The 12,714-nt window shown below is 68.9% G+C and carries 12 protein-coding genes and 1 tRNA gene; 8 read left to right on the forward strand and 5 right to left on the reverse strand.

Annotated features, from left to right (window positions below):
• Positions 1-391: 391 nt before the first annotated feature.
• The 3 genes from mmsA (at position 392) to BIU95_RS12590 (ending at position 4,369) form a co-directional block, all read left to right on the forward strand.
• Positions 392-1,915: a multiple monosaccharide ABC transporter ATP-binding protein gene (gene mmsA / locus BIU95_RS12580; RefSeq protein WP_042538695.1), complete on the forward strand. Its 1,524-nt coding sequence runs from the start codon at positions 392-394 to the stop codon at positions 1,913-1,915.
• Positions 1,912-3,204: a multiple monosaccharide ABC transporter permease gene (gene mmsB, locus BIU95_RS12585; protein ID WP_017886427.1), complete on the forward strand. Its 1,293-nt coding sequence runs from the start codon at positions 1,912-1,914 to the stop codon at positions 3,202-3,204. Before mmsA ends, mmsB begins: the two co-directional genes overlap by 4 nt.
• Before the next feature lie 61 nt (positions 3,205-3,265).
• Entirely contained in the window at positions 3,266-4,369 is a 1,104-nt protein-coding gene (locus tag BIU95_RS12590; protein WP_017886428.1) for a sugar-binding protein, read from the forward strand.
• A 245-nt stretch (positions 4,370-4,614) separates the two neighbouring features.
• Here the strand turns inward: BIU95_RS12590 and BIU95_RS12595 are convergent, their stop codons facing one another.
• The 3 genes from BIU95_RS12595 to dcd all read right to left on the reverse strand — a co-directional run bounded on the left by BIU95_RS12595 (position 4,615) and on the right by dcd (position 6,154).
• Positions 4,615-4,962 carry a DUF86 domain-containing protein gene (locus tag BIU95_RS12595; RefSeq protein WP_071251832.1) on the reverse strand — a complete coding sequence of 116 codons (348 nt, stop codon included), beginning with the start codon at positions 4,960-4,962 and terminating at the stop codon, positions 4,615-4,617.
• Positions 4,959-5,474, reverse strand: coding sequence for a helix-turn-helix domain-containing protein (locus BIU95_RS12600; protein WP_071251833.1), 516 nt, complete (start codon positions 5,472-5,474; stop codon positions 4,959-4,961). The genes BIU95_RS12595 and BIU95_RS12600 overlap by 4 nt, the downstream gene beginning before the upstream one ends.
• Before the next feature lie 92 nt (positions 5,475-5,566).
• Positions 5,567-6,154, reverse strand: coding sequence for a dCTP deaminase (gene dcd / locus BIU95_RS12605; RefSeq protein WP_056069652.1), 588 nt, complete (start codon positions 6,152-6,154; stop codon positions 5,567-5,569).
• 83 nt (positions 6,155-6,237) lie between these two features.
• Here dcd and BIU95_RS12610 point away from each other — a divergent pair, with 83 nt between their 5' ends.
• Together BIU95_RS12610 and BIU95_RS12615 are read left to right on the forward strand one after the other, a co-directional pair.
• Positions 6,238-7,329, forward strand: a complete 1,092-nt coding sequence (locus tag BIU95_RS12610) for a GNAT family N-acetyltransferase (protein ID WP_071251834.1) — start codon at positions 6,238-6,240, stop codon at positions 7,327-7,329.
• 52 nt (positions 7,330-7,381) lie between these two features.
• The gene (locus tag BIU95_RS12615) at positions 7,382-9,427 is read left to right on the forward strand and encodes a cytochrome c oxidase assembly protein (RefSeq protein WP_071251835.1); all 2,046 of its coding nucleotides are present in this window, start codon (positions 7,382-7,384) and stop codon (positions 9,425-9,427) included.
• Positions 9,428-9,464: 37 nt separating this feature from the next.
• Here the strand turns inward: BIU95_RS12615 and BIU95_RS12620 are convergent, their stop codons facing one another.
• Positions 9,465-9,812, reverse strand: a complete 348-nt coding sequence (locus BIU95_RS12620; RefSeq protein ID WP_017886434.1) for a hypothetical protein — start codon at positions 9,810-9,812, stop codon at positions 9,465-9,467.
• Positions 9,802-10,905: a DUF6177 family protein gene (locus BIU95_RS12625; protein WP_017886435.1), complete on the reverse strand. Its 1,104-nt coding sequence runs from the start codon at positions 10,903-10,905 to the stop codon at positions 9,802-9,804. Before BIU95_RS12625 ends, BIU95_RS12620 begins: the two co-directional genes overlap by 11 nt.
• A 195-nt stretch (positions 10,906-11,100) precedes the next feature.
• On the opposite strand from BIU95_RS12625, the gene BIU95_RS12630 reads away from it, so the two are divergent.
• From BIU95_RS12630 to BIU95_RS12640, 3 genes are all read left to right on the forward strand, one after another.
• Positions 11,101-11,174 (forward strand) — tRNA-Gly (locus BIU95_RS12630).
• A 14-nt stretch (positions 11,175-11,188) separates the two neighbouring features.
• Positions 11,189-11,803, forward strand: coding sequence for a GntR family transcriptional regulator (locus BIU95_RS12635; protein ID WP_052481746.1), 615 nt, complete (start codon positions 11,189-11,191; stop codon positions 11,801-11,803).
• A gap of 179 nt (positions 11,804-11,982) precedes the next feature.
• The coding region (locus tag BIU95_RS12640; RefSeq protein WP_254783357.1) for an MFS transporter at positions 11,983-12,714 on the forward strand (732 nt) is incomplete at its 3' end.

Consider the following 12,714-nt stretch of genomic DNA (forward strand, 5'->3'; position numbering starts at 1 on the left):
CGGCGCCGCCACGCGCCTCCCGTCCGCAGCATGCGGATCCACGCAACGAACGCGTGCTCCGGAGGCCCCTGGCCCCAGCCCGGGGGACGTTCCCTCCGGATCACGCACGCCGTTACGAAAACGCGACCAATCCGAATTGACAGCCGCACCGAGGCTGTGCGTAAATTGCCTCCGTCCAGCCGATGTGACCGTTCACATGAGCGTCACACCGCGCCGGATCCGGACGCGACAACGAAGTCCACACAGGCCCCCTGTGCTTTCGCTGCCGCAGCAGAACCACCCGAACACACTGCCGCACCGAAGCGGCAGAAGGAGATGCACTGTGGCGTCAACCCCGATCGACACCGGCCTCGAGACCCGGTCGATCACCGCACCCGAGACCATCCTCGAGATGCGCTCGATCACCAAGGAGTTCCCTGGTGTGAAGGCGCTGGCCGACGTCTCCCTCAGCGTCCGCGCCGGCGAGATCCACGCGATCTGCGGCGAGAACGGCGCCGGCAAGTCGACCTTGATGAAGGTCCTGTCGGGCGTCTACCCGTACGGCACCTACAGCGGCGAGATCGTCTACGAGGGCGAGGAAGTCCGCTTCTCGAACATCAAGCAGTCCGAGCAGGCCGGCATCGTCATCATCCACCAGGAGCTGGCGCTCGTCCCGGAGCTCTCGATCACCGAGAACCTGTTCCTGGGCAACGAGCCGAGCCGCGCTGGCGTCATCAACTGGACCGCCGCGCAGCTCCGTGCGCAGGACCTGCTCGCCCGCGTCGGCCTGGCCGACGACCCGGACACGCAGATCAAGAACATCGGTGTCGGCAAGCAGCAGCTCGTCGAGATCGCGAAGGCCCTGCACAAGGACGTCAAGCTGCTGATCCTCGACGAGCCGACCGCCGCGCTCAACGAGAACGACTCGCAGCACCTGCTCGACCTGATCGTCGGGCTGAAGGCCAAGGGCATCGCGAGCATCATCATCAGCCACAAGCTCAACGAGATCGAGCAGATCGCGGACGAGATCACGATCATCCGTGACGGCAAGGCCATCGAGACGCTCAACGTCAAGGCGGACGGCGTCAACGAGGACCGCATCATCCGCGGCATGGTCGGCCGCTCGCTCGAGTCGCGTTTCCCCGACCGCACCCCGAAGATCGGCGAGACCTTCTTCGAGGTCCGCAACTGGACCGTGCAGCACCCGATCGACCCGTCGCGTCTGGTCTGCAAGGCGTCGAACTTCCACGTCCGCAAGGGCGAGATCGTCGGCTTCGCCGGCCTGATGGGCGCCGGACGCACCGAGCTGGCGATGAGCCTGTTCGGTCGCTCCTACGGCACCTGGCTCGACGGCCAGATCATCAAGGACGGCCGCGAGATCAAGGTCACGAACGTCCAGCAGGCGATCGAGAACGGCATCGGCTACGTCTCCGAGGACCGCAAGGCGCTCGGCCTGAACCTGCTCGACACCGTGAAGCGCTCGACGGTCGCCGCCGACCTGCAGAAGATCTCGAAGGCCGGTGTCGTCGACTCGCTCGAGGAGTACTCGGTCGCCGAGAAGTACCGCAAGATGCTCCGCACCAAGGTGCCGAGCGTCGAGGACAACGTCGGCAAGCTCTCTGGTGGCAACCAGCAGAAGGTCGTCCTGTCCAAGTGGATGTTCACCGACCCGGACATCCTGATCCTCGACGAGCCCACCCGCGGCATCGACGTGGGCGCCAAGTTCGAGATCTACGGGATCATCCAGCAGCTCGCGGCCGAGGGGAAGGGCATCATCCTCATCTCGTCCGAGCTGCCCGAACTCCTCGGTCTCTCCGACCGGATCTACACCATCTTCGAGGGCCAGATCACCGCTGACCTCCCGGCCGACCAGGCCGATCCCGAATCGCTCATGCGCAGCATGACCTCCGCGCGGAAGGGCGCCACCGCCTCATGAACAACCTGAAACTGCTCTTCGGCAAGGGCAACTCGATCGGCCAGTACGGCATGATCATCGCCCTCATCGTGCTGCTCGCGTTCTTCGCGGTCACGACGAAGGGGCTCATCCTCGAGCCGACCAACGTCATCAACCTGTTCCTGCAGTACTCCTACATCCTGATCCTGGCGCTCGGCATGGTCATGGTCATCATCGCGGGGCACATCGACCTGTCGGTGGGTTCGGTCGCGGCCGTCGTCGGCATCGTCGTGGCGCAGTCGATGTCCGTGTGGAACTTCCCGGTGTGGGCCGCGATCATCCTGGGCCTGGCCTGCGGTGCCGCGATCGGCGCCTGGCAGGGCTTCTGGGTGGCGTTCGTGAAGGTCCCGGCCTTCATCGTGACGCTGGCCGGTCAGCTCATCTTCCGTGGCGTGAACCAGATCATCGGCAACTCGACGTCCGTCCCCGTGCCGAACGACTTCACCCCGATCGGCGCCGGCTTCCTCGGTGACTTCGGCCCCGACTTCGGCTACAGCAACGGCACGCTGCTCATCGGGCTCGTCACGATCCTCGCGCTCATCATCATCGAGGCCCGTGGCCGTGCCCGCCGCCGGAAGATGCAGGCCGAGGTCCCGCCGCTGTGGGTCTCGATCGTCCGCACCGGCATCCTGGTCGCCGTCACGCTCGTCGCCACGTACCTGTTCGGCGCCGGTCCGGTCGGCACCTCGGTCCCGATCGTCGCGATCATCCTCGGGGTCCTGACCATCGTCTACGGCTTCGTCACGAAGAACACGATCTTCGGTCGCCAGGTCTACGCCGTCGGTGGCAACGCCAACGCCGCGATCCTGTCCGGCGTCTCGGCGAAGAAGGTCAACTTCTTCGTCATGATGAACATGTCGGTCCTCGCCGCGATCGCCGGCATGGTGTTCGTCGCCTACTCCGGCGCCTCGGGCCCCGCGGACGGCACCGGCTGGGAGCTCGACGCGATCGCCGCCGTGTTCGTCGGTGGCGCAGCGGTCGCCGGTGGTGTCGGCACGATCTCCGGCTCGATCATCGGTGGTCTCGTGATGGCGCTGCTGTCGAACGGCCTGCAGCTGATGGGCCTCGAGTCCAACCAGGTGCAGATCATCCGCGGTCTCGTCCTGCTCGTCGCCGTCGCCTTCGACGTCTACTCGAAGTCGCAGGGTCGTCCGTCCCTCATCGGGGGCATGATGCGGCAGTTCCAGCGGAAGGACACCGAGGAGAACACGGTGGCCGCCCAGCAGCCGCGGTCGATCGACGGTCAGCCCGACAAGCCGACCCTCCCCTAGTCCCAACTCCCCACACCGGGGCCTCGGCCCCACACCTCCTCAACGAAGAGAAAGCACTCACATGCGCAAGAAGATCGTCGCCGGCCTCAGCCTGGCGCTCATCGCGGGCCTCGCCCTCAGCGGCTGCTCGTCGCGCGGCTCGTCCGACGACGCCGGCAGCAGCAGCACCATCAAGAAGGGCGACCTCATCGGCGTCGCCCTGCCGGCCAAGACCTCGCAGAACTGGGTCCTCGCTGGTGCCGCGTTCAAGAAGTCGATCGAGGACGCCGGCTTCAAGGCCGACATCCAGTACGCCAACGCCGGCAACCCGGTGCCCGACCAGCAGTCGCAGATCTCCGGCATGATCACCAAGGGCGCCAAGGCCGTCATCATCGGTGCCGCCGACGGTTCGCAGCTGACCGCGCAGGTCAAGTCCGCCAAGGACCGCGGCGCCGTCGTCATCGCCTGGGACCGCAACATCCTGAACACGAAGAACGTCGACTACTACGTGGCGTTCAACAACTTCAAGGTCGGCCAGCTCCAGGCCGAGGCGCTGCTCAAGGGCCTCGAGGAGAAGAAGGGCGACAAGCCGTACAACGTCGAGCTCTTCGCCGGTTCGCCGGACGACGCCAACGCCACCGTGTTCTTCAACGGTGCGATGGACGTCCTCCAGCCGAAGATCGACGACGGCACGATCAAGGTCGTCTCCGGTCAGACCACGTTCCAGAAGGTCGTCACGCAGGGCTGGCTCGCGCAGAAGGCCCAGTCGCGCATGACCGACCTGCTCGCGCAGTACTACACGGGTGACACCGAGCTCGACGGCGTCCTGTCGCCGAACGACACCCTCGCCCGTGCGATCCTCACCGCGACCAAGGCCGCCGGCAAGGACAACCCCGTCGTGACCGGTCAGGACTCCGAGACCGCGTCGATCCCGCTCATCATGCAGGGCACGCAGTACTCGACGATCTTCAAGGACACCACGAAGGAAGCCCAGGCTGCCGTCGACCTCGTCTCCACCCTGTCGAAGGGCGACAAGCCCGACACCAAGATGGACAAGACGAACAACTACAACGGTGTGAAGACGGTCCCCGCGATCGAGCTCGCACCGGTCCTCGTCACCAAGGACAACGCCGTCGAGGCCTACAAGGGCAACGACACCCTCGAGGAGCTCGCCAAGAAGGGCTGATCTCCCCAGCACCACGGACGGCCCCGTCTCGCCTCGGCGAGACGGGGCCGTCCTGCGCCGTCCGCGGGCCGACCACACGGCGGCCGGGAGGCGCGGCGCAGGTGGCGATCCGTGCCTCCAGTCCGGTGGGTGGTCCGTGGACGCGAGACGCCGGCGTCACGGGAAGACGCCGCGGAATCCGGCGGCGTCTCACGGCACATGACGGCGTCGGCGCAAGACGCCGGCGTCTCGCGCTGCACCTGCTGTCAGGGCTGGGCGGCGCGCAGCCGCCTCGCGGCGTCGGCGAGGTGCGGGACATCCGTCCGCGCGGTGCCGACCACCAGTGCACGGGTGGTGTCGAAGTACCGGCGTGTGAGCCGTTCCCCCAGGTCGGACACCCGCGACCAGGGGATGCCGGGCTCGCTCGCGGTGACCCAGGCGGGGAGCATCCGCACCGCCTCGCCGATCTCGACCAGTCGCATCCGCACGGCATCGTGCACCAGGTCCTCGGGCAGCCGCTCGTCGTCCACGTAGCGCCGGATCGCCTCGCAGGCCCGGATGACGTCGTCGATGCGGTCGCCGACGGCCCGGCGGACCGCCGGGTGCGGGGTCACAACGGCACCGCGGTCCGGACGACCTCGGGAGCCATGCCCGCCGCGTCGACGACGTCGACGCGGACCCCGAGGAGCCGCTCGGCGGCGTCCTGGATGCGCATGAGCGCGAAGATGCCGAGCCCCGGGTCGAGGTCGATCATCAGGTCGACGTCGCTGCCCGGGCCGTCCTCGCCCCGGGCGACGCTGCCGAAGAGCCGCGGCCGGTGACCGCCGAACCGTTCGACGATCGCGATGAGGTCCTGCCGCGCGGCGGTGACTCGCTCGCGCAGGGGCGGTGGTTCCTCGACGGGCTGCAGGTCGATGCTCGTCGTGAAGCCCGCGGCGCGGAGCATCCGCTGCAGCGCCGCGAGGGACGGTTCGCGCCGACCGTTCTCGTACGTGCTGATGACGCTCTGTGTGACGCCGGCACGTCGGGCGAGCTGGACCTGGGTCAGTTCGGCCCGCTCGCGGGCGTCGCGGATGAGCACGGCGGCGGACAGCGGCGTCGCAGGCCGAGGAGGTTCAGCGGACATGCTGCAACGATACACAGCATGCGACATTTCGTCCGCCGGTCTGATCGACGGGGGCGCGAGGGACGGTACGGACCCGCGCGGACCAGCGCGGGTCAGCGGGGGTCGGAGACGTCCGCGCGGTGGAAGTTCTGCGACGAGCGGGACGCGGTCGGGCCGCGCTGGCCCTGGTAGCGGGACTGGTACTCGGCCGAGCCGTAGGGCTTCTCGGCCGGGCTCGACAGCTGGAAGAAGCAGAGCTGGCCGATCTTCATCCCCGGCCACAGCTTGATCGGCAGCGTCGCCACGTTCGACAGCTCGAGCGTCACGTGCCCCGAGAACCCGGGGTCGATGAAGCCCGCGGTCGAGTGGGTCAGGAGTCCGAGCCGGCCGAGCGAGCTCTTGCCCTCGAGCCGCGCGGCGATGTCGTCGGGCAGCGTGACGACCTCGAACGTGGAACCGAGGACGAACTCGCCGGGGTGCAGCACGAACGCCTCGTCCGGGTCGGTCTCGACCAGGCGGGTCAGGTCGGGCTGGTCCACGGCGGGGTCGATGTGCGGGTACTTGTGGTTGTCGAACAACCGGAAGAACTTGTCGAGCCGGACGTCGATGCTCGACGGCTGCACGAGCGAGGCGTCGTACGGGTCGAGGCCGATCCGGCCTTCGGCGAGCTGGGCGGTGATGTCGCGGTCGGAGAGCAGCACGGACGAAGCCTAGCGGCAGCGCACGTCCCGCCGGTATGCTGCCAGGCTGCCCACCACCCGGGCGGGCGGCGTTCGGAGCAGTGATGACCACGTACACCGTCGACGAGATCACGGTCCCCGCCTCGATGGACGACGACCCGGCGGTCGTCTCGGTGTTCCGCGAGTGGGTCGACGTGCAGAACCGGGCCGAGGTCGCGACCACGCACCTGCCCGAGCTGCTCTGGACACCCGAGGAACAGCTGCCCTACCTGATCGACCCGGATGCCCCCAGCCGACTGTTCCTGGTCCGCGACGACGAGGGGACCGCGGTCGGAGTGGGTTCGTACGACTCGAAGGCGACTGCGGACGCCCCGAACTGCTGGATCGCGGTCAGCGTCGCACCCGAGCACCGAGGTCGCGGCGTGGGCACGCTCCTGGCCGAGCACCTGGAGGACGTCGCTCGGGGTCAGGGACGCACGCAGTGGAAGGCCTACGCAGTCTCACGGCAGGTCGGCCCGGCCTCCGGCCCCGGGTACCGACAGGCGCCCACGGGCTTCGGGGCCGTGCCGGAGGACGAGGCAGCGGTCCGGTTCCTGACCCGTCGAGGCTGGCGGCTCGGACAGGTCGACCGGATCAGCCGTCTCGCGCTCCCGGCCGCCGAGGCCGCGGTGGCCGACGTCCGTGCGGCTGCGGACGCCGCGTCGGGTGACCACTACCGCGTGCACACCTGGACAGGACCGACACCCGATCGGTGGCAGTCGGACCTCGTGCTCCTGCTGACCCGGATGAGCACCGACGCCCCGTCGGGCGACATGACCGAGCCCGAGGACGCCTGGACCCTCGAGCGGCTCCGGACGCACGAGCAGCACCTCGAGGAGGGACCCCGGACGATGCGCACCGTCGTGGTCGAGGACACGTCGACCGGGTCACTCGTCGGGTTCACCCAGCTCGCGGTCCCCGGTCCCCGCACCCAGCCGGTGATGCAGGGCGACACCCTGGTGGTCCGGGAACACCGCGGGCTCCGGCTCGGCTGGCTCCTGAAGGCGGTCGGGATCGAGATGGTCCAGCAGGAACATCCGGGGCACCCCTCGATCATCACGTTCAACGCGGAGGAGAACCGCCACATGCTCGACGTGAACGAGGCCGTGGGGTTCGTCGGCGTCGGTTGCGAGGGCGTCTGGGAACGGCGGGTCTGAGCGCGCATCCGAGGGGCCGGTTGCCAGCCGACACGCCTACCATTGGACGGTCATGACCGTCACGTCACCCGAAACCCAGCCCACCGGGTCAGCACCGGACGCCGCCCCCACCACCGGGCGCTCGTCCACCGTCGCGACGGTCCTGGTCATCGCGATCCCCCTGGCCGTCGCGTGCTCGCTCCTCGGGCTGACGATCACCGGCGCCTTCAGCACGAGTCAGCAGCTGGTGTCCGCCGGCGAGCTCGTCGAGTACGGCCTGCCGATCGCCCGCGTCGTGCACGACACGATGGCGGCGCTCACGATCGGGCTCCTCATCGTCGCCGCCTTCGCTCTTCCCGCGCAGAAGAAGGACCACGGCGCGCTGTCCAGCGTGCAGCACCGGGCCACCCGGTGGGCCGCAGCGACCGGCGCCGTCTGGTTCCTCGCCGCGGCGGTGAGCATCGTCCTCACCGGCGCGAACACGCTGGGCGTCCCGCTCACCAGCCCGGTGTTCGCGCGCAACTTCATGCTCTTCGCGTTCCAGGTCGAGATCGGTCAGGCCCTCGTCGTGTCCGCGGCCGCGATCCTCATCGCCACGGTGGTGGCCGCCTTCGCCACCCGGGTGACGACCCTGGCGTTCGCCACCGTCATCGGCCTGTTCGCCCTGCTCCCCCTGGCGCTGTCCGGCCACGCCGCCGGGTCGCTCGAGCACGCGAACGCGGTGAACTCGCTCGCGATCCACCTGGTCGGGGTGTGCGTGTGGGCCGGTGGCCTGGTCGCCGTGGTCCTGCTCCGCACGCGCACCAAGGGTGCGACGGGCCGGGTCATCGCCCGGTACTCGACGCTCGCCGGCTGGTCCTTCGGGGCCGTGGCGTTCTCCGGCATCGTGAACGCGTCGCTCCGGCTGACCGGTCCGCTCGACCTGCTCACGACGACCTACGGCTGGCTCATCACGGTCAAGGCGGTCATCCTCGTCCTGCTCGGCGTCGCCGGTGTCGTCCAGCGCCGGAAGCTCGTGCCCGGACTCCTCCGTGCGCCGCTCGACCGTCGCCTGTTCACCCGGTTCGCCCTGGCCGAGATCGTGTTCATGGCCGTGGCCATCGGCGTCTCGGTCGCCGTGTCCCGGTCGCAGCCGCCGATCCCGCAGACCCCGGCGACGGGCGAGGACACCCGCTCTGGTCTGATCGGCTTCCCGTTCCCGCCGGCGCAGACCGCGCAGACCTACCTGACGCAGTGGCACATCGACTGGGTCTGGCTCGGCCTGGCCGTCGTCGGAGCCGTCTGGTACCTGCTGGCGGTCCGCAAGCTCCGGAAGCGCGGTGACTCCTGGCCCGTCGGCCGCACCATCGCCTGGCTGATCGGCTGCGCCCTGTTCATCTGGACCACGTCGGCCGGCCCCGCGGTCTACGGCATGATCCACTTCTCGTCGCACATGCTCCAGCACATGCTGCTGATGATGTTCGTGCCGCTGCCGCTCGTGCTCGGCGGCCCGGTGCTGCTCGCGCTCCGCACGCTGCCGGTCCGCAACGACGGCTCCCGCGGCGCCCGCGAGTGGCTCATGCTCTTCGTGCACTCCCGCTGGATGCAGTTCCTCGGCAAGCCCGCCGTCGCCGGGATCATCTTCGCCGGGTCCCTCGTGGTGTTCTACTTCACCCCGGCGTACCAGGCCGCGATGCAGTCGCACGAGTGGCACGTCGCGATGATCGTCCACTTCGTCCTGAGCGGGTACCTGTTCTTCTGGGTGTTCGTCGGTGTCGACCCGGGCCCGAAGCGTCCTCCGTACCCGATGCTCATCATCACGCTCCTGGCCACCCTGGCGTTCCACGCGTTCTTCGGTGTCGCGGTCATGACGTCGCAGTCGGTGTTCGCGATCGACTGGTTCCACGCGCTCGGACAGACCAACGACGCCGCACTGCTCGACGACCAGCACACCGGCGGCGGCATCGCCTGGGGTGCGTCGGAGCTCCCGATGGTGTTCGTGGCCCTGCTCGTCGTCCGCAACTGGATGCGCTCGGACAAGCGCGACGCGAAGCGCCTCGACCGCAAGGCCGAGCGCGACGGCGATGCCGACCTCAAGGCCTACAACGAGCGCCTGGCGGCGATGAGCAAGCGGGACTGACCCGCCGTACCGATCGCCCGGGGGTGCCCGCGGGTGTTCAGTCGCCGTGGACGATGCAGACCGCGTCGAGGTCCATGGCGGCCTCGAGCGCGGCCGAGATCCCCGATTCCCCGTCGGGGCCGGCTGGGGTGACCGTGTCGACCCACCACAGCGGCGTCGCCAGGGTCGGGGCGTCCGGCAGGATCCGCTCCACCTCATCGAAGGAGTCAACGCGCCGCACGCTCAGCACGGTGATCACCGGGTGGGTGGCGTCCCGGCAGACCTGGACCATCGGGCCGTCGTCGAGTGCGCGGACGCCCCAGGTCTCGTCGTGCAGCAGGAGCGCCTCGGCGACCTCGCGCGGCTCGACCGGCTGCCGGCACAGGATCGTGACGTCACGCGGCACCCTGGCCGCCCACCATCCGGTCGTCGCGGACGTGGCCGTCGAGTGTGCCCTCGTCGTGGGCGGGGTCGAGCGGCGCACCGCCGACCAGCTGCAGGAAGCGGTCCTCGTCGATGCGGTCGAGGAACGACTCGAGCGCTTCCCAGCCGTCCTCGAAGCGGACGATCATGCCGCCGTCGGTGTCGGCGTCGGGGCGACCGGACGAGCCGGTTCCGGCGGCGAACGTCGCGGTCGTGGTGCGCGGCGGCGGCCAGACACCGTCACGGTCCAGGAAGCCAGCGGCCTCGGGCCCGACGACGACGGCGAGCGGCGACGGTTCTCCGTGTGAGACGGCACGGACCAGGTGGTCGGCGTCACCGCGGCGCTGCATGACGACGCCGAAGACGGGGACGACCTGGTCGGCGACCCGCTGCACGGCGTCGAACATGCGGTTCGCCAGGCCCGGGTCGGTGTTCTCCTCGGGCACGGTGAGCACGGCGGACATCGTCTCCACGACGACCCCGCCGACCAGGTGTGCGGTCATCGTCGCCGAGAAGCCCTCGCCGACGGCGTACGAGGTCGAGATGCCGGGTGCCTCGTGCTTCGCGTACTGCGTCACGACCCAGCGGTCCCACGGCACGGTGAGCGGTTCTGCGGTGCCCCACCGGGTCGGGCAGGTGCCGACGGTGTGGCACAGGGCCTCGATCGCCGAGCCCATGTCGACCGCGCGGCCGGGGTGGTGCCGGAGGGTCAGGTCGATGCTGATCTGACGGACCGAGTCGGCCGAGACCGGGTGCTCGGGCGACGGTGTGCCCACGAGTTCGGGGCCGCGGTGCACGAAGTCTTCGATGTCCGAGGCAGCGACACCGGTCCGGCCGTCACGCAGCGTTCCGTCGAAGTCGGACACGGCCCATGCGGCACCGTACGCGCCGAGTGCGTGCCGGAGCGCCGGGGTGATCGCCGCCGACCGTCCGGTGCGGAGCACGACCGTCCGCCCGGCGTCCGCCGACCGGCGGAGCAACGAGGCGAGCGCGTCGGTCAGCCACACGACGGGCGAGGCCGACTCGACCACGATCGCCGGGCCGACCACGTCGTCGATGAGGGGATGCCTGACCATCCGGGTCCTCCTCGGTTCGGGGCTGGAACTCCCTGGACGGTACACACGGGTCCGACACCTGTCCGTCGAGTCGGCACCCTCACAGCGGAGACTCGGGAGGCACGACACGCGCCCGGCAGACGGCGTACGGTGCGCGGTCGGCTGGCTTCCAGGCGAGAATCCGCTAGGCTTGCCGAGTCCCGTTCTGCGGGGCGCGCGAGTGTAGTTCAATGGTAGAACTCCAGCTTCCCAAGCTGGTAGCGCGGGTTCGATTCCCGTCACTCGCTCCAACTACGATCAAGCCGTGGAGTCCAAGCCGGCATCGGTCCTCAAGGCCATCAGGGCCGAGATCATCAGCGGCTCGCTCGCACGTGGCTCGAGACTCAAGGAAGACGTGCTCGCGGAGCGTTTCGGCGTCTCCCGGGTCCCTGTCCGCGAAGCCCTCCGACAGCTGGAGACCGAGGGCTTCGTCGTCGCCGAGAAGTTCAAGGGCGTCCGGGTCGCGGATTCCTCAACCGAGGTCGTCATCGAATTGATGCAGATCCGGCGCGGGCTCGAGGTCCTGGCCGCCGAGCTCGCGGCCGACCGGACGGGCGGCGACTGCGCGGCCCTGCTCCGGGCAGTCGGCCACGAGGGCCGCTCCGACCAGGAGGTCGAGGCCCAGTCGCCCCGGTTCGCATTCCACGGCCTGGTGGCCCGAGCGTCCGGGAACACCCGACTCGAGACGATGATCGAACAGCTGATCCACCAGACCGCCTGGGCCTTCGAGCGCGTGACGCGTGAAGAGGTCGCCGCGAGCAGCGGGGACCACGCCGCCGTCGCGAACGCGATCCTGCGGGGAGCATCGGTTCAGGCAGGGCTGCTGATGGACGAGCACCTGCGTCGCGACGAAGCGATCTACCGCGAACTCAGCGCGTAGAACGTATACGACCGCAGTTCGCGCGCAGTCGGCGACTTCGACCGCATGTCTGATCCGCTGCGGTTTGAGCCGGATACGTCACGAAACGTCTCGAAGTCGAAACCAGCCCGAAACAGCTTTTCGTATACAAAAGAGTGACCGCACGGTGCACCGCTCACTCTTCCCCGCTGGAGTTACGAATGTCTGCTGTAACGCGCTCCACCGCACCAACACGCACCACCACCGACCAGCCTTCCGGAGGCGTCGGCTCCGCACTCGACTCGATCGGGTTCACAAGAGCCCAGTTCTGGGTCCTCATGCTCATCCTCGCCGGTGAGTTCTTCGACACCCTCGAGCAGAACTCCGTCGGCGCCATGGCCACCAACATCAAGGCCTCCCTCGCGATCGGCGACGTCCAGCTCTCCACCATCAACACCGCGACCGTCGTCGGCGGGTTGGTCGGCAGGCTCCTCGCCGGTTGGCTCGCCGACCGCTACGGCCGCCGGTTCTCGCTCGGCCTGAACCTGCTCGTCTACACGCTGGGCGGCCTGCTGAGCGCTGTCTCCCCGAACTTCGAGATGCTGCTGGTCAGCCGCTTCATCGTCGGCATCGGCGTCGGCGGTGAGTTCATGATCGGCATCGCGATGCTGTCCGAGATGGTCGCGACCCGGTACCGGGGCGGACTCATCGCCACGATCAACGTCGGTGCAGGCGGCATCGGGAACTTCATCTCCTACGGCCTCTTCCTGCTCCTCCTCGGCCCGTTGGCCGTCCCGCTCGGTGGCGACGACCACGTCTGGCGCTGGAGCTTCGTGATCCTTGCGCTCCCCGCGCTGTTCGTCGTCCTGTACCGGCGCAAGTTGCCCGAGACGCCGCGCTGGCTCCTCTCGAAGGGGCGGATCGACGACGCGAACCGCTCGCTCGCGGTCCTC

Source organism: Curtobacterium sp. MCBA15_007, from assembly GCF_001864905.1.
In the GTDB taxonomy this organism is placed as follows: domain Bacteria; phylum Actinomycetota; class Actinomycetes; order Actinomycetales; family Microbacteriaceae; genus Curtobacterium; species Curtobacterium poinsettiae.

Bases quoted from the DNA above. Each gene is read 5' to 3' on its own strand.
- mmsA (WP_042538695.1), top strand. From the start codon at position 392: ATGCGCTCGATCACCAAGGAGTTCCCTGGTGTGAAGGCGCTGGCCGAC.
- mmsB (WP_017886427.1), top strand. From the start codon at position 1,912: ATGAACAACCTGAAACTGCTCTTCGGCAAGGGCAACTCGATCGGCCAG.
- BIU95_RS12590 (WP_017886428.1), top strand. From the start codon at position 3,266: ATGCGCAAGAAGATCGTCGCCGGCCTCAGCCTGGCGCTCATCGCGGGC.
- BIU95_RS12600 (WP_071251833.1), bottom strand. From the start codon at position 5,474: ATGTCCGCTGAACCTCCTCGGCCTGCGACGCCGCTGTCCGCCGCCGTG.
- BIU95_RS12610 (WP_071251834.1), top strand. From the start codon at position 6,238: ATGACCACGTACACCGTCGACGAGATCACGGTCCCCGCCTCGATGGAC.
- BIU95_RS12615 (WP_071251835.1), top strand. From the start codon at position 7,382: ATGACCGTCACGTCACCCGAAACCCAGCCCACCGGGTCAGCACCGGAC.
- BIU95_RS12625 (WP_017886435.1), bottom strand. From the start codon at position 10,905: ATGGTCAGGCATCCCCTCATCGACGACGTGGTCGGCCCGGCGATCGTG.